22 protein-coding genes and 1 tRNA gene are annotated in these 19,804 nt (G+C 75.4%); 10 read left to right on the top strand and 13 right to left on the bottom strand.

Translation table 11 applies throughout. From position 1 onward, the window contains the following. Positions 1-26: 26 nt before the first annotated feature. Positions 27-887 carry a PAC2 family protein gene (locus GCU56_RS01825; protein WP_163479813.1) on the top strand — a complete coding sequence of 287 codons (861 nt, stop codon included), beginning with the start codon at positions 27-29 and terminating at the stop codon, positions 885-887. A gap of 211 nt (positions 888-1,098) precedes the next feature. Here GCU56_RS01825 and GCU56_RS01820 read toward each other — a convergent pair whose 3' ends face one another. Next, complete coding sequence (locus GCU56_RS01820; protein ID WP_163479812.1) at positions 1,099-2,127, bottom strand: HD domain-containing protein; 1,029 nt, start codon at positions 2,125-2,127, stop codon at positions 1,099-1,101. Further along, entirely contained in the window at positions 2,127-3,380 is a 1,254-nt protein-coding gene (mshC, locus tag GCU56_RS01815) for a cysteine--1-D-myo-inosityl 2-amino-2-deoxy-alpha-D-glucopyranoside ligase (protein ID WP_163479811.1), read from the bottom strand. The genes GCU56_RS01820 and mshC overlap by 1 nt, the downstream gene beginning before the upstream one ends. A gap of 80 nt (positions 3,381-3,460) precedes the next feature. On the opposite strand from mshC, the gene GCU56_RS01810 reads away from it, so the two are divergent. Beyond that, positions 3,461-4,177 (top strand): maleylpyruvate isomerase N-terminal domain-containing protein, encoded by a 717-nt coding sequence (locus GCU56_RS01810; protein WP_163479810.1) that lies wholly within the window; start codon positions 3,461-3,463, stop codon positions 4,175-4,177. On the opposite strand, the gene GCU56_RS01805 is transcribed toward GCU56_RS01810, so the two are convergent. The 5 genes from GCU56_RS01805 to GCU56_RS01785 form a co-directional block, all read right to left on the bottom strand. After that, positions 4,178-4,564, bottom strand: coding sequence for a VOC family protein (locus GCU56_RS01805; RefSeq protein WP_163479809.1), 387 nt, complete (start codon positions 4,562-4,564; stop codon positions 4,178-4,180). 94 nt (positions 4,565-4,658) lie between these two features. Further along, positions 4,659-5,414, bottom strand: a complete 756-nt coding sequence (locus tag GCU56_RS01800; RefSeq protein WP_163479808.1) for an SCO1664 family protein — start codon at positions 5,412-5,414, stop codon at positions 4,659-4,661. A gap of 19 nt (positions 5,415-5,433) precedes the next feature. Continuing rightward, positions 5,434-5,985 (bottom strand): DUF3090 family protein, encoded by a 552-nt coding sequence (locus GCU56_RS01795; RefSeq protein WP_163479807.1) that lies wholly within the window; start codon positions 5,983-5,985, stop codon positions 5,434-5,436. 49 nt (positions 5,986-6,034) lie between these two features. Next, positions 6,035-6,736, bottom strand: coding sequence for an MSMEG_4193 family putative phosphomutase (locus GCU56_RS01790; RefSeq protein ID WP_163479806.1), 702 nt, complete (start codon positions 6,734-6,736; stop codon positions 6,035-6,037). Positions 6,737-6,814: 78 nt separating this feature from the next. Then, entirely contained in the window at positions 6,815-7,270 is a 456-nt protein-coding gene (locus GCU56_RS01785) for a MarR family transcriptional regulator (RefSeq protein WP_163479805.1), read from the bottom strand. 43 nt (positions 7,271-7,313) lie between these two features. Here GCU56_RS01785 and GCU56_RS01780 point away from each other — a divergent pair, with 43 nt between their 5' ends. Next, positions 7,314-8,168 (top strand): alpha/beta fold hydrolase, encoded by an 855-nt coding sequence (locus GCU56_RS01780; protein WP_163479804.1) that lies wholly within the window; start codon positions 7,314-7,316, stop codon positions 8,166-8,168. 127 nt (positions 8,169-8,295) lie between these two features. Here GCU56_RS01780 and GCU56_RS01775 read toward each other — a convergent pair whose 3' ends face one another. Next, complete coding sequence (locus GCU56_RS01775) at positions 8,296-9,129, bottom strand: undecaprenyl-diphosphate phosphatase (protein WP_163479803.1); 834 nt, start codon at positions 9,127-9,129, stop codon at positions 8,296-8,298. 158 nt (positions 9,130-9,287) lie between these two features. On the opposite strand from GCU56_RS01775, the gene GCU56_RS01770 reads away from it, so the two are divergent. Both GCU56_RS01770 and GCU56_RS01765 read left to right on the top strand, forming a co-directional pair. Further along, the gene (locus GCU56_RS01770) at positions 9,288-10,268 is read left to right on the top strand and encodes an aldo/keto reductase (protein WP_163479802.1); all 981 of its coding nucleotides are present in this window, start codon (positions 9,288-9,290) and stop codon (positions 10,266-10,268) included. After that, positions 10,265-12,217: an AAA family ATPase gene (locus tag GCU56_RS01765; protein ID WP_163479801.1), complete on the top strand. Its 1,953-nt coding sequence runs from the start codon at positions 10,265-10,267 to the stop codon at positions 12,215-12,217. The genes GCU56_RS01770 and GCU56_RS01765 overlap by 4 nt, the downstream gene beginning before the upstream one ends. Before the next feature lie 63 nt (positions 12,218-12,280). Here GCU56_RS01765 and GCU56_RS01760 read toward each other — a convergent pair whose 3' ends face one another. Next, positions 12,281-13,042: a DUF2470 domain-containing protein gene (locus GCU56_RS01760; RefSeq protein ID WP_163479800.1), complete on the bottom strand. Its 762-nt coding sequence runs from the start codon at positions 13,040-13,042 to the stop codon at positions 12,281-12,283. A gap of 89 nt (positions 13,043-13,131) precedes the next feature. Then, positions 13,132-13,398 carry a hypothetical protein gene (locus GCU56_RS01755; protein ID WP_163479799.1) on the bottom strand — a complete coding sequence of 89 codons (267 nt, stop codon included), beginning with the start codon at positions 13,396-13,398 and terminating at the stop codon, positions 13,132-13,134. Between the two features lie 115 nt (positions 13,399-13,513). Here GCU56_RS01755 and GCU56_RS01750 point away from each other — a divergent pair, with 115 nt between their 5' ends. After that, positions 13,514-13,720 (top strand): DUF5703 family protein, encoded by a 207-nt coding sequence (locus GCU56_RS01750; RefSeq protein WP_239521645.1) that lies wholly within the window; start codon positions 13,514-13,516, stop codon positions 13,718-13,720. 7 nt (positions 13,721-13,727) lie between these two features. On the opposite strand, the gene GCU56_RS01745 is transcribed toward GCU56_RS01750, so the two are convergent. Next, positions 13,728-14,684 carry an NADPH:quinone oxidoreductase family protein gene (locus tag GCU56_RS01745; protein WP_163479797.1) on the bottom strand — a complete coding sequence of 319 codons (957 nt, stop codon included), beginning with the start codon at positions 14,682-14,684 and terminating at the stop codon, positions 13,728-13,730. A gap of 125 nt (positions 14,685-14,809) precedes the next feature. On the opposite strand from GCU56_RS01745, the gene GCU56_RS01740 reads away from it, so the two are divergent. Continuing rightward, positions 14,810-15,388, top strand: coding sequence for a class I SAM-dependent methyltransferase (locus GCU56_RS01740; RefSeq protein WP_163479796.1), 579 nt, complete (start codon positions 14,810-14,812; stop codon positions 15,386-15,388). A 1-nt stretch (position 15,389) separates the two neighbouring features. On the opposite strand, the gene GCU56_RS01735 is transcribed toward GCU56_RS01740, so the two are convergent. Together GCU56_RS01735 and GCU56_RS01730 are read right to left on the bottom strand one after the other, a co-directional pair. Then, positions 15,390-16,199, bottom strand: coding sequence for an SDR family oxidoreductase (locus tag GCU56_RS01735; protein ID WP_204331309.1), 810 nt, complete (start codon positions 16,197-16,199; stop codon positions 15,390-15,392). After that, the gene (locus tag GCU56_RS01730; RefSeq protein WP_163479794.1) at positions 16,199-17,527 is read right to left on the bottom strand and encodes a M20/M25/M40 family metallo-hydrolase; all 1,329 of its coding nucleotides are present in this window, start codon (positions 17,525-17,527) and stop codon (positions 16,199-16,201) included. Before GCU56_RS01730 ends, GCU56_RS01735 begins: the two co-directional genes overlap by 1 nt. An 87-nt stretch (positions 17,528-17,614) precedes the next feature. On the opposite strand from GCU56_RS01730, the gene GCU56_RS01725 reads away from it, so the two are divergent. From GCU56_RS01725 to GCU56_RS01715, 3 genes are all read left to right on the top strand, one after another. Further along, complete coding sequence (locus GCU56_RS01725) at positions 17,615-18,652, top strand: GGDEF domain-containing protein (RefSeq protein WP_345771578.1); 1,038 nt, start codon at positions 17,615-17,617, stop codon at positions 18,650-18,652. 75 nt (positions 18,653-18,727) lie between these two features. Beyond that, positions 18,728-18,812, top strand: a tRNA-Leu gene (locus GCU56_RS01720). Positions 18,813-19,055: 243 nt separating this feature from the next. Next, a partial coding sequence (locus GCU56_RS01715; protein WP_204331308.1) for a hypothetical protein occupies positions 19,056-19,804 on the top strand: 749 nt, incomplete at its 3' end.

Here is a 19,804-nt window from a genome sequence, read left to right as displayed (position 1 = left end):
GAGCCGACCGACGTAGGCTGGCAGGGGTGATCGACCCGAAGTCCACCCCTGAGGACCTGCCCCGGCTGACCGACCCGATGGTGGTCGTCGCCTTCGAGGGCTGGAACGACGCCGGGGACGCCGCCACCGGGGCGCTGGAGCACCTCGAGCTCATCTGGGACGCCACTCCGCTCGCCGCCCTGGACCCCGAGGACTACTACGACTTCCAGGTCAACCGCCCCACCGTCTCGCTCGTCGGCGGGGTCAGCCGCCGGATCGAGTGGCCCACGACGCGCATCTCCGTCGCCCGCCCGCCGGGCACCGAGCGTGACGTCGTGCTGATCCGCGGCATCGAGCCCAACATGCGCTGGCGCGGGTTCTGCGAGGAGCTCATCGAGCTGTGCCGCGAGCTCGACGTCCGCACGGTCGTGGGGCTCGGCGCGCTGCTGGCCGACACGCCGCACACCCGGCCGACCCCGGTCACCGGCTCCGCGTACGACACCGAGTCGGCCGAGCGCTGGGGCCTGGAGACGTCGCGCTACGGGGGGCCGACCGGCATCCTCGGCGTCTTCCAGGACGCCTGCGTGCAGGCCGGGCTGCCGGCCATCAGCTTCTGGGCCGCGGTTCCGCACTACGTGTCCCAGCCGCCGTCGCCGCGGGCCACCGTCGCGCTGCTGCAGCGCGTCGAGGAGGTGCTCGAGCTGCCGGTGCCGCTGGGCGCGCTCCCCCAGCAGGCCGAGGACTGGGTGAAGACCGTCGACGAGATGGCCAACGAGGACGCCGAGGTCGTCGAGTACGTCCGGTCGCTGGAGGAGCGGGCCACCGAGTTCGACCTCTCCAACGCCAACGGCGACTCCATCGCCCGGGAGTTCGAGCGGTACCTGCGCCGCCGGGGCGGCACGAGCTGACGGTGGCCCCGTCGCAGGGCGCCGCCGCGGGCGTGATGGGGCGACGGGCTCCTGGTGCTCCCGTGGGCGGGGCTCCTCCCCCAACCGGCCCCTGACCTGCGCGCCGGCACCCTCGCGGCTCGTGCTCGACGAGCGCGGTGTTGGGGATAACGGTCGTACGCCGGACGCGCGGACGCGCGGGCGCTCCTTCGTCGGCCCGGGCCGGACCGGGCTACGGGAGGCGGAGCAGCGGCGTCATGCGGGTCGACGCGTCGGCGTCGAACAGCCGGTCGTGCATCGCCAGGGCGAACCGGTCGGTCATCCCGGAGACGTAGTCCACGACCTGGGTGACCGCGTCGGCCTCCGTGTCGCGGTAGGTGGGCGGGATGAGCTCGGGATGGGCCAGGTGGTGGTCGACCAGCCGGCGGATGACGTCGATCGCCACGTGCTTCTGCCCCGCGGCCGTCGGTGAGGCGTACACCCGCTCGAACATGAACGTCCGCAGCTCGTGCATGGCCGCCAGCCGGTCCGGCGCCATGACCACCGCACCACCGTCGGCCATGGAGCCCTCGAGGACCGCGTCGATCATGGCGCCGACCATCTCGCTGCCGGGCGCCCCGAACGCGGCCCGGGCACCCACGGGCAGGTCGTCGACCCGCAGCACCCCGGCCCGGACGGCGTCCAGCGCGTCGTGGGACAGGTAGCCGATCCGGTCGGCGTAGCGCACGCACTCGGCTTCCCGGGTGTCCGGGGGCGGGTTGATCTTCCAGCTGTGCGCCCGGATGCCGTCGCGGACCTCCCAGGTCAGGTTGAGCCGCTCGAGCACCTCGACGATCCGCACGCCCTGCGCGGCGTGGTGCCAGCCACCGGGCACGTAGGGCTCCAGCGCGTCCTCGCCGATGTGGCCGAACGGTGAGTGGCCGAGGTCGTGGCCCAGGGCGATCGCCTCGGCCAGGGTCTCGTGCAGCCCGAGCCCCCGGGCCAGGGACCGGGCGACCTGGGTCACCTGCAGCGTGTGGGTCAGCCGGGTGACGAAGTGGTCGCCGTCGGGGTTCAGGAAGACCTGCGTCTTGTGCTTGAGCCGGCGGAAGGCCTTGGCGTGCAGGATCCGGTCGCGGTCCCGCTCGAACGCGGTGCGCAGGGCGTCCTCCGGCTCGGCGACGACGCGCCCACGGCTGGCCGTCGAGCGGGTCGCCGCCGGCGCGAGGGCCTCCTCCTCCCGCTCCCGGGCGGCGCGGCTCACCAGCCGGAAGGAGGTCATCAGCAGTCCTGCAGGGCGACACCGAGCAGCGCGTCGACCGCGTCGCACACGATCGTCGGGGCGCCGTCCTCCCGGTCGTCGTCCTCCCCCGCGAGCGTCCGGGCCGCCCAGTGGTCGACCAGGGCGATGGCGCCCGGGCTGTCCAGGTCGTCGGCCAGCCGCTCGCGCAGCCCCTGCAGGACGGGTGCGGCGGGCGCCCCGGCGGGCCGGGCGACCGCCCGGCGCCAGGTGGCCAGGCGCTCGCGGGCGGTGTCGAGGAGGTCCGGCGTCCAGTGCCGGTCGGTCCGGTAGTGACCCGACAGCAGCGCCAGCCGGATCGCCATCGGGTCGACGCCCTCGCCCCGCAGTCGGGAGACGAACACCAGGTTGCCGCGGCTCTTGCTCATCTTCTCGCCGTCGAGACCGATCATCGCCGCGTGCACGTAGGCCCGCGCGAAGGGCTTGGTGGCCGTCAGGGCCTCGGCGTGCACGGCCGAGTACTCGTGGTGCGGGAAGACGAGGTCGCTGCCGCCGCCCTGGACGTCGAAGCCCATGCCGATGGTGTCCAGCGCGATGGTCGCGCACTCGATGTGCCAGCCGGGGCGACCGGACACGCCGCCGGGACCGGGCCAGGAGGGCTCGCCGGGGCGCTCGCCCCGCCACAGCATCGGGTCGAGCCGGTTGCGCTTGCCCGCGCGGTCGGGGTCTCCCCCGCGCTCGGCGAAGAACTGCAGCATGGTGGCCTCGTCGTAGCGGGACTCGCCGCCGAAGCCCGGGGCCTGGGCCACGTCGTGGTAGACGTCGCCGGTCCCGTCGTCGAGGGAGTAGGCCAGGCCCTCGCGGAGCAGGTCCTCGAGGTGCGCGACGATCCGCGGGATCGACTCGACCGCGCCGACGTAGTCCTCGGGCGGGAGGACGCGCAGGGCGGTCATGTCCTCCCGGAAGAGGGCCGTCTCCCGCATGGCCAGGACGATCCAGTCCTCGCCGTCGCGCTCGGCGCGCTCCAGCAGCGGGTCGTCGATGTCGGTGACGTTCTGCACGTAGTGGACGGCGTGCCCCGCGTCCCGCCACACCCGGTTGACCAGGTCGAAGGCGAGGTAGGTGGCGGCGTGGCCGAGGTGCGTGGCGTCGTAGGGGGTGATCCCGCAGACGTACATCCGCGCGGTGCGGTCGGGGCTGGTGGCGACCACCTCGCCGCGCGAGGTGTCGTGCAGCTTGAGCGCGGGACCGGTGCCCGGGAGGGTCGGCAGGAGCGGGGCAGGCCAGGCGAGCACGCACCGAGCCTAGTTGCGGCTACCGACCGCGCCGTCCGCCCCTCATCCTGTCGGTGCACGCCCGCGAGACGGAGGCCACCGTGGAACCCGACGAGTACCTGCCGCTCCTGCGGCGGACCAACGCCCGGTTCGCCGACGTGGCCGCGGCCGCCGTCCTCCACCGGGGCTGGACCGCGCCGGTGCCCGGCTGCCCCGGGTGGTCGCTGGCCGACCTGGTCTCGCACCTGGCGGAGGTGCAGCACTTCTGGGCCTGGGTCGTGCGGACGCGGGCCACCGACGTCGGCGGCTACCCGCGGCCGGCCCGCCACCCCGACGACGAGCTGCTCGGCTGGCTGGTGGCCCGGTCGTCGGAGCTGGAGACCGTGCTCGCCGGCGCGGACCCCGCCGAGCGGGTGTGGACCTGGGCGCGCCGGCAGGACGTCGCGTTCGTGCTCCGCCGGCAGGTGCAGGAGGCGGTGGTGCACACGGTCGACGCCGAGCAGGTGCTCGGCGACGTCCGCCCCGTCCCGGCCGACGTGGGCCTGGACGGGCTCGACGAGTGGCTGGAGGTGGTCGTCCCCGCCGCCCTGCCCGACGGTCCGCCGGAGTCCGCCCACCCGGTGGTCCTGCACGCCGTGGACGCCGCCGTGGAGCGGACGCTGTTCCCCGGCTCGCGGCCGGTGCCCATCGCCCGGTTGACCGGCACCGCGGGCGACCTGCTGCTGACGGTGTGGCGGCGGGTGCCGCTGGAGGTGCTCACCGTGGACGGCGACGGGCTCCAGGCGGCCGCGATGATCGACCTGGTGCGGGTGGGCTGATCACGGCCAGGTGGTGGCGTGCCGCTCGAACTCCGCGCCGGTCTGGACGCCGACGACGCAGAACACCAGCCCCGCGGGGTCCAGCAGCTGCCAGAACGTGCCCATGTCGGCCAGCCGCCGGGCACCGAGCGCCTCCAGGCGGGCCACCTCGGCGGGGACGTCGTCGGTCTCGACGTCGACGTGCCAGCGGGGTGGGGTGCCCTCCCCCGTCCGCTGCACCTCGACGTGGACGCCGTCGGCGAACGAGCCGAGCGAGGACCACCGCTCGTCCTCGGGGTCGGGCTCGACGGCGTGCCCCGTCGCGGCGGACCAGAACGTGCGCCCGGCGTCGTGGTGCTCGGGCGGCAGGTCGAGCAGCAGGATCGCCAGTCGGCTCCGGTGCGCCACGACGGTCACCCTGCCAGATCGGTCCCCGAGCGGCGGCCCTCCTGCAGGGGCCCGCTGCGTGCGTGCGGGCGGTGGGGGGCGGGAGGGTCCTCGCTCAGAAGGGCGGCCAGGGCAGGGCGGGCCAGTCGCCGCTGGGCAGCGGGTGCCGGCCGCTGCGCAGCAGCTCGGCCACCCGCTGCTGGGTGCGCCGCACCTCGCGCCGGGTGAGGTGCGCGTGCAGCTGCTCGCCGAGGTCGCCGAGCAGGTCGACGGTCAGCTTCTCCAGCACGTCCCGGGCCTCGGCGGGCAGCGGCTGGCCGGCCCAGCGCCACAGCAGCGTGCGCAGCTTGGGGTCGACGGAGAAGCAGATGCCGTGGTCGACGCCGTACACGTGGCCCTCGGGGGTGGGGATGATGTGCCCGCCCTTGCGGTCGGCGTTGTTGACCACCGCGTCGAACACCGCCATGCGCCGCAGTCCGGGGTCGTCCGACCGCACGAACGCGGCGAGGTCGACCTCCGGGTCACCGTCGATCCACAGCTGCACCATGCCGGGCCCGAACGGGCCGTCCCGGAGGACGGTGGGCGGGACCACCCGCCATCCGGTGGCCTCCGAGACCAGCGCGGCGGCGACCTCCCGCCCGGCGAGGGTGCCGTCCGGGAAGTCCCACAGCGGCCGCTCACCGGCGACGGGCTTGTAGACGCACTCCGCCTCCAGCTCCCCGGTGCGGATCGTGCCGACGAGGGTGACGTTGCTGGCGTCGAGCATGCGGCCCTCGAGGTCGATCTCGCCCTCGAGCAGCAGGGTCATGGCCTCGTCGTGACCCGTCGGCGCGCGCAGGTCCGACGCGGGGTCGGCGGGACGCTCGGTCATCGGGGCCGCGGCGCCGGGCTCAGCGGCGGTAGCCGTTCTGGCGTGGGCACACGTGCCCAGCGGGGTCCAGTGGCAGCGAGCACAGCGGGCAGGCCGGACGGCCGGCGGCCACCACCCGGCGGGCCCGGACGACGAAGGCGCGCGCCGCGGCAGGGGTCATGGTGACCCGCAGCGCGTCGGGGCCCTCGTCGCTGTCGGAGAGGATCACGTCCTCCTCGACCGGCTCCTCCCCCGCGGCCACGGCCTCGACGACGACGGCCTGCTCCTCGCCGTCCCAGGCCAGGCCCATCGCGGCGACGCGGAACTCCTCGTCGACCGGCGCGGTGAGCGGCTCGAGGTCGTCGACCTCGGCGTCGGGCGGGACGACGGTGCCCGGGCGGGCGGCCACCTCGTCGAGCAGTTCGTTCATCCGCTCGGCGAGCACCTGGACCTGGCTCTTCTCCAGCGCCACGCTGACCACGCGGCCGGCGGCGTCGGAGGCCTGCAGGTAGAAGGTGCGGTCACCGGGCTGTCCGACGGTGCCGGCGACGAACCGGGACGGGCGGTCGAAGAGGAAGACCTGGCGCGGCACGGCACCCAGGTTACGCGGGCGCCGGGGCCGGGCGAGGGGGACGCCGAGGTCAGGCCTGCGCGCCGGCCCCGCCACCCACGACGGCGTCGGAGTCGGCGGTGCGGCGGCGGCGGCCCTTCTTCTTCGGCGGGACCAGCGCGGCGACGTCGCCACCGGTGTCGTTCATGCGGACGACGAACGGGCGGGTCTCGGTGTAGGTGATCACCGACAGCGATGCCGGGTCGACGACGATCCGCTGGAACTGGTCCAGGTGCAGCCCCAGGGCGTCGGCGAGCAGGGCCTTGATGACGTCACCGTGGCTGACGGCCAGCCAGACCGCGTCCGGCCCGAGGGTGGCGTTCCAGGCACGGACGGCGGCCACCGCGCGGGCCTGGGTCTGCGCCAGCCCCTCCCCTTCCGGGCCGGGGAACACCGCGGCCGAGGGGTGCTGCTGCACGACCTTCCACATCGGCTCCTTGACCAGCTCCTTGAGCGGCCGGCCGGTCCAGTCGCCGTAGCGGGCCTCGCCGAGCCGGTCGTCGGTCTGCAGGTCCAGCTGCCGCCCGGCGAGCACCGCGTCGGCGGTCTGCCGGCAGCGCTCCAGCGGGCTGCTCACGACCGCGGCCAGCGGCACGGGGGCCAGTCGCTCCCCCACCGCCCGGACCTGTGCCTCACCGGTCTCGTCGAGCTGCACGCCCGGGGTCCAGCCGGCGAGGACACCGCCGGCGTTGGCCGTCGTCCGGCCGTGGCGCAGGAGGAGAACGGTGGTCACGACCGCCGAGCCTAGAGAAGGGACCCTCAGCCCCCACCGCTCGCAGGCTCGCGGCGGGCCCCTGCAGAGGGCCGACGGTCAGCCACCCGCCTGCTCGACCGCGGCGACCATGTCGTCGAGGAAGCCGTCGATGACCGCGCGCTCGGCGGGCGTCCGGCGGTCCAGGACGGCGACGGTGGCGTCGATCAGCGGGCCGAAGAACGACCAGCCGAGCTCCTTCGCCGACGGCTGCACGACGACGTCGACGCGCCGGCGGTCATCGGTCCGGGGCGTGCGGCGGACGTGACCGGCCCGCTCCAGGCGGTCGAGCAGCGCGGTCACCGAGGCCGTGGTCATCCGCAGCTGCCCGGCCAGCCAGGTCGGGCTGGCCGGGGCCCCGGTGCGCTCCCGGTCGAGCAGGCAGATCAGCGCCCGGACGTCGGTCGCGGTGAGGCCGTGCCGGCCGGCGAAGGCGCTGCCCGCGTCGTCCAGCAGCAGGGTCAGGGCCCGCAGGCGGTGCACGGCCGCCGGTGCGTCACGCTGCCGATCGGCCACGGGGCGCAGGATAGCTCGCTTGCCTGATGGCTAGGCTGTCTAGTTGTCTGGGCCGATGGGCTTCCTCGCGAGCTATGACGCGGCCGCCGCGCGGTGGCCGGCCGGGCACCGCGCCCTCGACGTCCCGACGTCGTGGGGCCGCACGCACGTGCTGGCGGCCGGACCGCCCGGGGCGCCCCCGGTGGTCCTGCTGCACGGGGACGGCGCCACCGCCACCGCGTGGGCGGGGGTGGCGGGCGAGCTGGCCGGGCGGTTCCACGTGCTCGCCCCCGACCAGCCCGGCAACCCGGGGCGCAGCGAGAGCAGCCGCCCGTTCCGGCGGACGGCGGACCTGACGGCCTGGCTGGCCGAGCTGCTCGCCGCCCTGGACACCGGCCCGGTCCACCTGGTGGGGCACTCCGCCGGCGCCCACCTGGCCCTCCGTGCGGTGCTCGACCACGAGGGCCTCGCCGCCTCCCTCGGGCTGCTCGACCCCACCGCCTGCTTCGCCGGTTTCGCCCCGCGGTACCTGCTGCACGCGGTCCCCTCCCTGGTGCGCCCCACCCCGGCGCGGGTCCGGCGCTTCCTCGCCTGGGAGGCCGGGGGACGCGCCCTCGATCCCGCATGGCTCGACGTCCACGTGCGGGGGGCCACCGAGTTCCGCCGGACGCCGATCGTGGCGACCCGCCGTCCGCCGCGCGCGCAGCTGGCGCGGCTGACCGCCCCCACGCTGGTGCTCGTCGCCGGACGCAGCCGCGCCCACGACCCGCGGCGGGTGGCGCGCAACGCCCGGTCCCTGCTCCCCGCCGCCACCGTCCTGGAGCTCGCGCGGGCCAGCCACCACACGGTGCCCGTCCTCGACGCCGGTGAGATCGCCGCGGCGGTCAGCGACCACGTCGACCGCAGCAGGCGAGCCTGAGCCCCCCGCACCGTCGATCATGGGGTCGTGGCCGGTCGACACGCCACGGGCGGCGTGTCCGGGAGCACCGACCCCATGATCATCGGGGAGACGAGGGGACGAGGAGGTCCCGGCCGCAACCGGGGTGCTACTGGGCGGCGAGCACCCCGCTGCCGAGCAGCACGAGCAGCAGCGCCCCCAGGACGACGCGGTAGACGACGAACGGCGTGAAGCTGCCGCGGTCGAGGTAGCGCAGCAGCCAGGCGATCACGGTCAGCCCCACCCCGAAGGCGAGCACGGTGGCCAGGATCGTCGGTCCCCAGGACACCGTCTGCCCGGCGACGTCCCCGGTGAGCGCCTCGTAGGCCTGGAAGAAGCCCGAGCCGAGCACCGCCGGGACGGCGAGCAGGAACGAGTAGCGCGCCGCGGCGGCCCGGGAGTACCCGAGGAACAGGCCGGCGGTGATCGTGCCGCCCGAGCGGGACACGCCGGGGATGAGCGCCATGGCCTGGGCGAGCCCGAAGGCGATGCCGTGCCCGACGGTGAGCTGGCGCAGGTCGCGGTCCTTGCGCCCCACCCGGTCGGCCCAGAACAGGATCAGCGAGAACGCGATCAGCGCCGTCGCCACGATCCACAGGCTGCGGAACGTGGTCTCGATGTCGTCCTGGAACAGCAGCCCGAGGACGACGATCGGCACGCTGCCGACGATGATCAGCCAGCCCATGCGCGCGTCGGGGTCGCGGCGCACGGAGCGGTCGGTGAGCGAGCGCACCCAGGCGCGGATGATGTGCCCGATGTCGCGGCGGAAGTAGAGCAGCACCGCGGCCTCGGTGCCGATCTGGGTGATCGCGGTGAACGCCGCGCCGGGGTCACCCCAGCCGAAGGCCTCCCCCACCACGCGCAGGTGCGCGCTGGAGGAGATGGGCAGGAACTCGGTGAGGCCCTGGACGAGCCCCAGGACGACCGCCTCGAGCCAGCTCACCGTCCGCCTCCCGGGACGCGGGGGGAGCAGGGCGTGGCGGGGGGTCGTCGGAGCACGGGAGGCCACCCTAGGCGGGCGGCCGGCCGATCCCGGCGCGCCGCCCCGGGACACCCTGGGTCACCGGCCCGCCGGTCGGGTCGCCGGTAGGTTGGCCCTCCGTGGAGCAACGCGCACTCGGGCGCAGCGGACTGGTCGTCTCCCGCCTGGCGCTGGGCACCATGACCTGGGGCCGCGACACCGACGAGGACGAGGCCGCCATGCAGCTGACGGCGTTCGTCGACGCGGGGGGCACGCTGGTCGACACCGCCGACGTCTACTGCGACGGGGACAGCGAGCGGACCCTGGGCCGGCTGCTGGCCGACGTCGTCCCCCGCGGTGACGTGCTGGTGGCCACCAAGGCCGTCGGCCGGACCGGCGCCGGGCCGATGGGCCGCGGGGGGTCCCGGGGGCACCTGCTGGCCGCCCTCGACGCCTCGCTGGAGCGTCTCGGCCTCGACCACGTGGACCTCTGGCAGCTGCACTCGTGGGACGAGACCACCCCCCTGGAGGAGACGCTCGCCGCCTGCGACGCCGCGGTGGCCTCCGGGCGGGTGCGCTACGTGGGGATCAGCAACTTCACCGGCTGGCAGACCGCCCAGGCCGCGACGTGGCAGCGGGCGTGGCCGGGGCGGGTGCCGGTGGTGGGCACGCAGGTGGAGTACTCGCTGCTGCAGCGCGGCGTCGAGCGGGAGGTCGTCCCGGCCGCCGAGGCGCTCGGGCTCGGGGTGCTCGCCTGGTCGCCGCTGGGGCGGGGGCTGCTCACCGGCAAGTACCGGCACAGCACGCCGTCGGAGTCCCGCGGCGCCTCGCCGCAGTGGCAGGGCTTCATCGACGGGCTGCGCTCGGCCAAGGCCGATCGGATCGTGGAGGCGGTGATCACCGCCGCCGAGGGCCTGGGCACGACGCCGCTGGCGGTCGCCCTCGCCTGGGTCCGCGACCGGCCCGGCGTCACCGCCCCCGTCGTCGGCGCGCGCACCGCGCACCAGCTGCAGGCCTCCCTCGACGCCGAGGCGGTGCGGCTGCCCGCCGCGATCCGGACGGCCCTCGAAGACGTCTCCGCGCCCTGGTTCTCCTATCCCGAGCGCCGGTCGGACCGGTGAGCGCCCCCTCGCCCGACCCGGTGTTCGCGGCGTTCTGCGCCGCCGGGCTGTGGCCCGGCCTGGGCAAGCGGACGGCGGCCGAGCTGCCCGCCGCCGGGATCACCTCCCCCGACGACGTCACCGCCGCCCGGCTGCTGAAGCTGCCGCGGGTGGGCAAGCAGCGCGCGGAGCGGCTGTTCTCCAGCTTCCTGTCCGCGGCCCCCACCTACGACGTGGTGGCGCTGCTGGTCGGCGCCGGGCTGGAGGCGCGGCTGGCCGCCTCCGCCGCCGACTCCCTGGGCGCCGACGCCGCGCGCCGGCTGCGCGACGACCCGTGGGCGCTGCTCGGGCTGACCGGCGTCACCCTGGCCGACGCCGACCGGCTGGCCATCGCCGTCCTGCCCGGCGCCGACCGGCAGGACTCCCGCCGCGGCCGGGCGATCGTGGCCCTGACCCTGCGGACGGCGACCCGCGACGGGCACACGGTGCTGCCCGCCGACCTGGTCGTGGCCGCGCTGCGTGCCGAGGGGGTGGCCGACCCGGTGGCGGCGATCGTCGCGGCGGTGGAGTCCGGCGAGGTGCTCGACCACGAGCCGCCCGAGCCCGAGTTCGCCGAGGACGACGCGGCGGACGCCGACGAGCTGCCCGAGCCGGACCCGGCGCTGCGCACGCTGTCGCTGGCGCGCTACGGGATGGCCGAGGAGGCGCTCGCCGAGAACGTCGCCCGGCTGGCCGCGACGAGCGAGCGGATCGCCGACCCGGCCGCCGTCCGGTCGGTGGCCAAGGGCCTGGACGAGGCGCAGAAGGCCGCCGTCGCGCAGGTGCTCGGCGCCGGCGTCTCGCTGCTGACCGGCGGGCCGGGCACCGGCAAGAGCCGCACGGTGGCCGCCATCGTGCAGCTGCTGCGGACCAAGGGCACCGAGGTCGCGCTGGCCGCGCCGACCGGGCGGGCGGCCAAGCGGCTGGAGGAGCTGACCGACCACCCGGCGGTGACCGTGCACCGGCTGCTCGGCGCCCAGGGCACGTCGGGCGGGTTCGCCCGCAACGAGGAGTGGCCGCTGGACGCCGACGTCGTGGTGGTGGACGAGGCCTCGATGCTCGACGTCGAGCTGGCCGCGGCGCTGCTCGAGGCCTGTCCGGACGGCACCCACCTGCTCCTGGTCGGCGACCCGGCCCAGCTGCCCTCGATCGGCCCGGGGCACGTCCTCGGCGACCTCATCGACTCGAAGGCGGTGCCGGTGACCGAGCTGACCACGCTCTACCGGCAGGCGGAGGGCGGCGCGATCGCCCGGCTGGCCAACGCCGTCCGCGCCGGGGAGCTGCCGCCGGTGGACTCCCCCGACCGCGAGGTGGTCGTCGTCCCGGCCACCGGCAGCGCCGAGGCGGCCCGGCGGGTGGTGCAGCTGGTCACCGACTCCATCCCCCGGGCGCTGCGGATCGACCCGGCGACCGTGCAGGTGGTGACCCCGGTGCACCGGGGGCCGGCCGGCACGATCGAGCTGAACAAGGCGCTGAAGGCCCAGCTGAACCCGGGCGAGGGCACGGTGTGGGGCTTCGACGTCGGCGACCGGGTGGTGGCCACCGCCAACCACCTGGACCTGGAGCCGATCGGGTTCGCCAACGGCGAGGTGGGCGTGGTGACCGGCACCGGGGACGGCGCGCTGACCGTGGACTTCTCCTCGGGGCCGGTGACGGTGACCGGGACGGCGCTGAGCGACCTGCGGCACGGGTGGGCCATCACCGTGCACCGCGCCCAGGGCTCCGAGTGGCCCGGGGTCGTCGTCGTCCTGCCACCCGAGGCCGGCGGGATGCTGTCGCGCCCGCTGGTCTACACGGCGCTCACCCGCGCGCAGCGGCACCTGTCGATCGTGCACGCCAGCGGGGCCGCGCTGGCCCGTGCGGTGCGGGAGGTCGACGTCCGGCCGCGGCGCACCCGCCTGGCCCGCCTCCTCGCCGAGAACGCCGATTGACGGACCCGTCCTCCCCACCGCTCGCCAGCTCGCGGGGCGGTACCCCGGACGGGGCCGGGTCCCTCAGCAGGGGCGGGCGCGGGCGGTGCCGAGCAGCTGGCGGGTGGCCGCGTGCACCTGGCCGGGGCAGGTGAGCGGGTGCGGGAACGGGACCCGCACGTCGGCCGTGCCGGTCGGCCGCTCGATCCGCAGCCGGTAGCCGTACCGGTCCAGCCCCAGGGGGCGGACGACGTCGCGCGGGCCGACCAGTCCGGCGGGCAGGAGCGAGCGCAGCAGCGCCAGGACGTCGGGATGGTCCTCGTCGAGGTGCCGCAGCATCGCGGCCTCGACGCCGCTGAGCGGGTCGGGCCGGGCGGCGGCGTAGTCCGGCGGGGCGATCTCGGCGCACGACCCGTTCTCGCGCAGCACCACCTCGGCCAGGTCCAGGCGCAGCAGCCGCGTCTCGCGCCCGACGCCCAGCAGGTCGCCGGCCGGGTGCACGTCGGCGAAGGCCAGCGCGGCAGCACGCTCGCCGGCCGGCCGGACCGGGGTCAGCCAGCCGGAGAGCCACAGCTGCGCACGCAGCCTGTCCCGCAGCGCCACCGGCGCCCGGTCGCTGACCAGCAGCACGGTGGAGCGGTCGTCCTCGGCCGCCAGCGCGGTCGCCACCTCGCCCTCGGCGGGCACGAGCACCAGGACCTGCCCGCTGCGGGTGGTGGCGTGCGCCAGCGGGCGGCTGGGGCTCAGGCCCCGCACGCACAGCGCGGCGGCCAGCCGGCAGGCGACCGTGCGGGCCCGCTCGGCGGGCTCGGCCAGGACGCCGGGACGGGCGGCGCTCGTCGTCATGGCCGGACCTCCGAGATCTACGACACCGTTGGTTAGGCAAGCCTAACCAGGCCGGGTCCACGGAGGGAAGTGGCCGACGGTGGTCGGGCTCAGGCGGGCGTCTCGTCGTCGTCCAGCGGGACGTCGGCCTGCTGCTCGAGGACGTCGGCGGGGTCGGCCTCGCGGTCGCCCACCGGCCGCATCGGGCTGCCGGCCTCACCGGGCCGGGCGGCCAGCTGCTGCTCGAGGGCGTCGGCCTCGGGCACGCCCTCGCCGGGGGAGGTCGCGTCGCCGGCGGTGGTCACGGCCGGCGGGTCGAGCAGGGCCTCCTGCTCCGCGCGGTCGGCGTCGGGCACCTCACTGCCGGGCTCGCTCACGTCGTCCTCCCTCTCCTGCTCGCGGGCTGGGTCGCCCGCCATCCTGCCGCCCCGGAGGGGGATACGGGCAGACCGGAGGATGACCGGCGGGCGCGGGGCAGGCACAATCGCGCGGATGGAGGCGGTTGCCGGGGATTACGAGTTCGCGCCGCTGCGGATCCCACCGGGCACGTCCCGGTCCGCGGCGGCGACCATGCTGAGCCTGCAGTCGGAGACGGGGGGCTGGGAGCTCATCCGGCTCCAGCTGCACGCCGACGGCACCCGGAAGGTGGTCATGCGCCGCCGGGCGCGGCTGTCCTACCTGCCCAAGCCGCACATCTGACCCCCGCTCAGGGGACGAGCACCACCTTGCCGACGGTGCTCCGGTCGCCCAGCTGGGCCAGGGCCTCCGGCGCCTGCTCGAGCGGGCGGACGGCGCCGACCATCGGGTCGATCCGGCCGCTGCGGACCAGCTCCGCGAGCTCCTGGTGCACCTGGCCGATCAGGGCGGGCTCCCGGGTGCGGTACAGGCCCCAGTGCAGCCCGACGACGCTGTAGTTCTTGACCAGCGCGTGGTTGGCCGGCGCGTCGGAGATGCGGCCGCTGGTGAACCCGACGACGACCAGCCGGCCCTCGAAGGCGATGCACTTCCGGCTCTTGTCGAACACGTCACCGCCGACCGGGTCGTAGACGACGTCGGCACCGTGCCCGCCGGTGACCTCCTTGACCACCGGCACGAAGTCCTCGGCGGTGTAGTCGACGACGTGGTCGGCGCCGAGCTCCCGGCACACCTCGACCTTGCGCGGGCCGCCCGCGGTGGCGATGACCCGTGCGCCGGCGGCCTTGCCGAGCTGGATGGCCGCGGACCCGACGCCACCGGCGCCGGCGTGCACGAGCAGCCACTCCCCCGCCTGCAGGTGCGCGCGGCGGTGGAGGCCGACGTGGCCGGTCTGGTAGGTGAGGAACAGCGCGGCGGCCTTCTCGTCCGGCATCCCGTCGGGCACCGGCCAGGCGCTGTCGGCGTCCATGAGTGCGTACTCGGCGAAGGCGCCGGGCCCACCCGAGGGGCCGCCGATCACCCGCTGGCCGGTCTCGACGACCTCGCCGCACAGCTCGACGCCGGGGGTGAACGGCAGCGGCGGCCGTTCCTGGTACTTCCCCTGCACCATCAGAATGTCGGGGAAGTTCAGCGCCGCCGCCCGCACCCGGACCAGCACCTGGCCGGCGCCGGGGGTGGGCTGCTCGACGTCCTCGAGCCGCAGCACCGTCGAGGGATCGCCGAGTTCGTGGACCCGCCATGCCCGCATGGGCAGACCCTGCCAGACGTCCCCGTGACCCACGTCCCGGGCCCGCCTCGGTTCGCCCTCGCGCCGGAGCCGTGACAGGGTGCCCTCCGGGCGGTCGTCGTCCCGCGACCACCCGGAAGGCCGACATGATCTCCCAGTTCACCGACCGCCTGCGCTTCCTGCGGGCCTTCGTCGCCCACCCCCGCCAGGTCGGCGCGGTGCTGCCGACATCGCGCTGGGCGGTGCGCGACATGCTCGATCTCACCGACCTCGCCACCGCCGGCCTGGTCGTGGAGCTGGGCGCCGGCACCGGCTCGCAGACCGGCGAGATCCTCGCCCGCCTCGGACCCGACGCCCGCCTGGTGGCCCTGGAGATCGACCCGCAGCTGGCCAAGCTGCTCGCCGAGCGGCACCGGGACCCGCGGCTGACCGTGGTCTGCGACTCCGCGGAGTTCCTCGACGCCCACCTGGGTGGCGCGCTGGCCGACGTCGTGGTGTCCGCGCTGCCCTACACCTCGCTGGAGCCGGCGCTGCGGCGCCGCATCCTCGACGTGCTGCCGCGGGCGATGACGCCGCAGGGCGTGACCCTGGTGATCCAGTACTCGCCCCTCATGCAGGGCGAGCTGCGCCAGCGGTTCGCCTCGGTGCAGCGCCGGATCTCCCCGTGGAACGTGCCGCCGGCGTTCCTCTTCGCCTGCCGGCAGCCGACCGGCCCGGCGCTGTAGGTCAGCGCATCGTCGGCGGGCGCAACGCCTCGGGGACGACGGCGGTCTCGCCGGACGCCGTCCTCGCCGAGGGCACGCCCTTGAACCGGTAGGGGACGGCGCCGATCCCGGGCTGGACGATGTACGCCGCGCCCGGCTCGCCCGAGGCCCAGGCGGCCACCATGGCGTCGGCGACCTCCTGCGCGGTCAGCACCGGGAAGCCGGCCTTCTCGAACTCCTCGCGGAGCGGGTCGATGATCGCGGTGTCGGCGAAGCCGGGGCAGATGGCGGTGACGGTGATGCCGTCGGCGACCAGCCGGGGCGCCATCGACCGGACGAAGGCGACGGCGCCGCCCTTCGCGACGCTGTACCCCGGATCGGTGGCCATCGGCGACAGCCCGGCCAGCGAGGCGGTGACGACGATGGCGCCGCCCCCGGCCCGGCGCAGGGCCGGCAGCGCCGCCGCGGTGCCGTAGACGATCCCGAACAGGTCGACGTCGACGACCCGCAGGAACTCGTCGACGTCGAGGTCCTCGCGCGACTGCCCGGCGATGCCGGCGTTGAGGAAGACGGCGTCCAGCCGGCCGTGCTCGGCCTCGACCTGGTCGACGGCGGCCCGGTTGGCGGCCCGGTCGGTGACGTCGAGGACGACGAACGGGCAGCCCAGGTCGGCGGCGGCGGACCGGTTGCGGTCGCTGTCGAGGTCAGCGAGGACGGCGGTGACACCGCGCTGCCGGAGCGTCGCGGCGAGGGCCCGGCCGAAGCCGCCCGTCCCGCCGGTGATCAGCGCGACGGAGCCGGCGGCAGGTGTGGGGTCGCTCACCCTGCTCATCATGCAGAGCGCAGGAAGCGGTCGAGCACCCGGATGCCGAACCGCAGGGACTCGACGGGCACCCGCTCGTCGATGCCGTGGAACAGGGAGGCGAAGTCCAGGTCCGGCGGCAGCCGCAGCGGGGAGAAGCCGAAGCAGCGCATGCCCAGGCGCTCGAAGCTCTTGGCGTCGGTGCCGCCGCTCATGGTGAAGGGCACCGGGCGGGCGCCGGCGTCCTCCGCCTCCAGCGCGGCCACCATCGCATCGACCAGCGGCCCGTCGAACGTCGTCTCCACCGCCTGGTCGTGGACCAGCCACTCGCGCTGCACGCCCTCCCCCAGCAGGCCCGCCAGCTGCCGCTCGAACTCCTCCTCCTGGCCGTAGAGGAAGCGGCCGTCGACGGTGGCGCTCGCCGTGCCGGGAATGACGTTGGCCTTGTAGCCGGCGTCGAGCATGGTGGGGTTGGCGGTGTTGCGCAGCGCCGCGCCGATCATGCGGCTGATGCTGCCCAGCCGGGCGAGGGCCTGCTCCGGCTCGTCGGGGTCGATCTCGATGCCGTAGGCGTCGCTGACCGCGTCCAGGAACTGCCGCATCGGCGGGGTGAGCACGGTGGGCAACCGGGTGGCTCCCAGGCGGGCGACGGCCTCGCACAGTCGGGTGACGGCGTTGTCGTCGTGCACGAAGGAGCCGTGGCCGGGCCTGCCGCCGGCGGTGAGCCGCATCCACGCCAGCCCCTTCTCGGCGGTCTGGACCAGGTAGAGACGCAGGTCGTCGCGGACGGTGATGGAGAAGCCGCCGACCTCGCTGATCGCCTCGGTGCAGCCCTCGAACAGGTCGGGGTGCTCCTCGACGAGGAACCGCGCCCCGAGCCGGCCGCCGGCCTCCTCGTCGGCGACGTAGGCGAGCACGACGTCGCGGGGCGGCTGGACGCCGGTGCGGGCCCAGTCGCGGACCAGCGCCAGGACCATCGCGTCCATGTCCTTCATGTCGACCGCGCCCCGGCCCCAGACGTAGCCGTCGCGCTCCTCCCCGGAGAAGGGGTGGACGCTCCACTCGGCCGGGTCGGCGGGGACGACGTCGAGGTGGCCGTGGACCAGCAGGGCCGGCCGCTCCCGATCCCGGCCGGGGATGCGGGCCACCAGGCTGGCGCGTCCCCGCTCCGACTCGTGGACCACCGAGTCGATGCCGACCTCGTCGAGCTTGCCGGCCACCCACTCGGCCGCCTTCCGCTCGCCCTTGCCGGTGGCGGTGTCGCCGGTGTTCGTCGTGTCGATCCGGATGAGGTCGCTCAGCAGCTCGGCGACCTCGTCCTGGGCGCGCACGAGGGGGGCGGGGGTCGGCTCGGCCATGCGGCGATGGTGCCACCCGCGGCCCGCATCCCCCGGACGGGTGACGGGAGGCTGCTCCCCCGCGCGCGGGATGCCGATCCCCTCGCCGTGGAGATCCTCGGCGCACTGCGGGCGCGCGACCCGCGGGCAGCCGCCCGCAGTGCCGCGCTGATCCTCGTCGTCTGCGCCGCGGTGCTGGTCGCCCTGCCGCTGCTGCAGGAGTCCGAGGGCGGGACCGCCGCCGCCGTCGTCCACTGGTCGGGCATCCTCGCGCTCCTCGCCGCGGCCGCCGTCTGCGTCCGGGTCGACCCCCGCGTCCTCGACCGGCTCGGGGCCTGCGCGGCGCTCGCCATGGGCGGGATCGTCCTGACCGCCACACTCAACCTGCTCACCGCGGACACCTCGGCCGCGGCCCAGGCCTTCTTCGCCTTCCCGGTGCTGTGGGTCGCCTCGCACCTGCGCTGGGCGGCGGTCACGCTGGTCACCGGCGCGGCGCTGGCGGCCGACGGTCTCACGCTGTTCCGGTACCTCCCCGCGGCCGCGGCCCTGACCGATCTGCTGTTCTTCGGCGCCGTGCTCGTGGTGATGGCGGTGATGCTGGTGCGCGCCAACCGGGTGCAGGAGCAGCTGGTGGTCGCGCTGCAGGAGCAGGCGTCGCGGGACGCGCTGACCGGGCTGGTCAACCGGCGGGTCTTCGACGAGGCGCTGGCCGACACGCTGGGCGACCGCGCGGCCGGCGGGACGGCGCTGGTGCTCATCGACGTCGACGCCTTCAAGGCGATCAACGACTCGCACGGCCACCCGGTGGGTGACGACGTCCTGGTCCACCTCGCCGGGGTGCTCCGTGACCAGATCCGGGCCGAGGACGCCGTCCTGTCCCGGCTCGGTGGGGACGAGCTGGCGGTCCTGCTCCGCGGCTGCTCGACCGAGGTCGCCGCCCGACGGGCCGCGCAGCTGCTGGACGCCGTGCGGGCCACGCCGCTCCCCCTCGCCGACGGCTCGCTGCTGGCCCTGTCGATCAGCCTCGGCGTCGCCCACCAGGCGCACGCCGGGGCCTCGCTGCGGGCGCTGTACTCGGCGGCGGACGCCGCGCTCTACGAGGCGAAGCGGGCCGGTCGGGGCCGGGTCGCCGTCGCCGCGGCCTGATGCTCCAGCCCCGCAGCGGGCGGCAGGGGGTGCGTGATCGGCCCCGTGCGGTCGGGTAGTCTCGTCAACGCACTCGTCCGGGTGGCGGAATGGCAGACGCGCTAGCTTGAGGTGCTAGTGCCCTTTATCGGGCGTGGGGGTTCAAGTCCCCCCTCGGACACTTCGAAGTGGGAGCCGTCCCACCAGGTCGAGCCGGAGCCCGGCTCTACATCTACGACCGACACGGTCCCCGCCGACACGCGATCGGCAACGATCCCTCCCACCGCGCCGTCCGCGGGAACCTCCGACGAGCCGGCGCTACGACGCGTCCTGGACGCGACTGCCGAGCAAGCGGCGGCACGGACGGTCCGGGCAAGTGCCCAACGCTGCTCCCCCGACGCCGGCGGCCGCACGCCGTCGGGCCGTGGTCCCGCCGTCCACCCCGACCTCTTCTGCGCTGGCCGCGCCGCTGTGCGCCTCATCCCCGTCCCCGGCCGGGCTGCCCGCCTCCTTCGCCGGGTTCGGCGCCCTGCTGGCCGACGCCGACGAGCGAGTGCCCGCCGACGCGCTCGCCCTCACCGCCGTCATCTCCTCGACCGAAGCCGCCTCGGCGGTGGACCTCTCGGGCATCTGGACGCTGCCGGCCGAGATGGCTGCCGTGCGCAGCCATACCGTGCTGCGGGCTCTCGACGTCGAGGGCCGGCTGATGCTGCCGCTCAAGATCGCCGCTGCGGCCCGCGTGCCGGCCGAGCGTGACGGCGCGGTGCTCACCGTGTTCCTGCCGGGCTCAACCGAGGGCCCGCGGCCGAACTTCGCCGTCGCTGCCTTGCCGCTGGACGCCCGTGGCCGACTCATGCTCACCTCCGGGGTGCGGCGGGCGGCCGGGATTCCCGAAGGCGCCGACGTCTACGCCCGGATCGACCTCGGGTTCCGACCACGTCCTCGAAGCTCCGCACACCGAGGGCGTCACCTTCGAGGCCGAGGTGATTGCTGCACTGCTGACGGGCCGCCCCGCCATGACGTCGACGCCCGGGTGCTACGCCGTGTTCTGCATCTGGCTGCTGACCGTGGCCGGATGTCTCGTCATGGGCCGGGACGTCCCGCCCACCAGCGCAGCGGCCGGACGAGAGTAGCTACGGCTGTCGCCTGCTCGGTCGGAGTGCGCCATGACAC

It is taken from the genome of Geodermatophilus sabuli (assembly GCF_010686765.1).
GTDB lineage: Bacteria > Actinomycetota > Actinomycetes > Mycobacteriales > Geodermatophilaceae > Geodermatophilus > Geodermatophilus sabuli_A.
The sequence above is the reverse complement of the archived record's forward strand: the minus strand, read 5'-3'. Positions and strand labels throughout refer to the sequence as shown.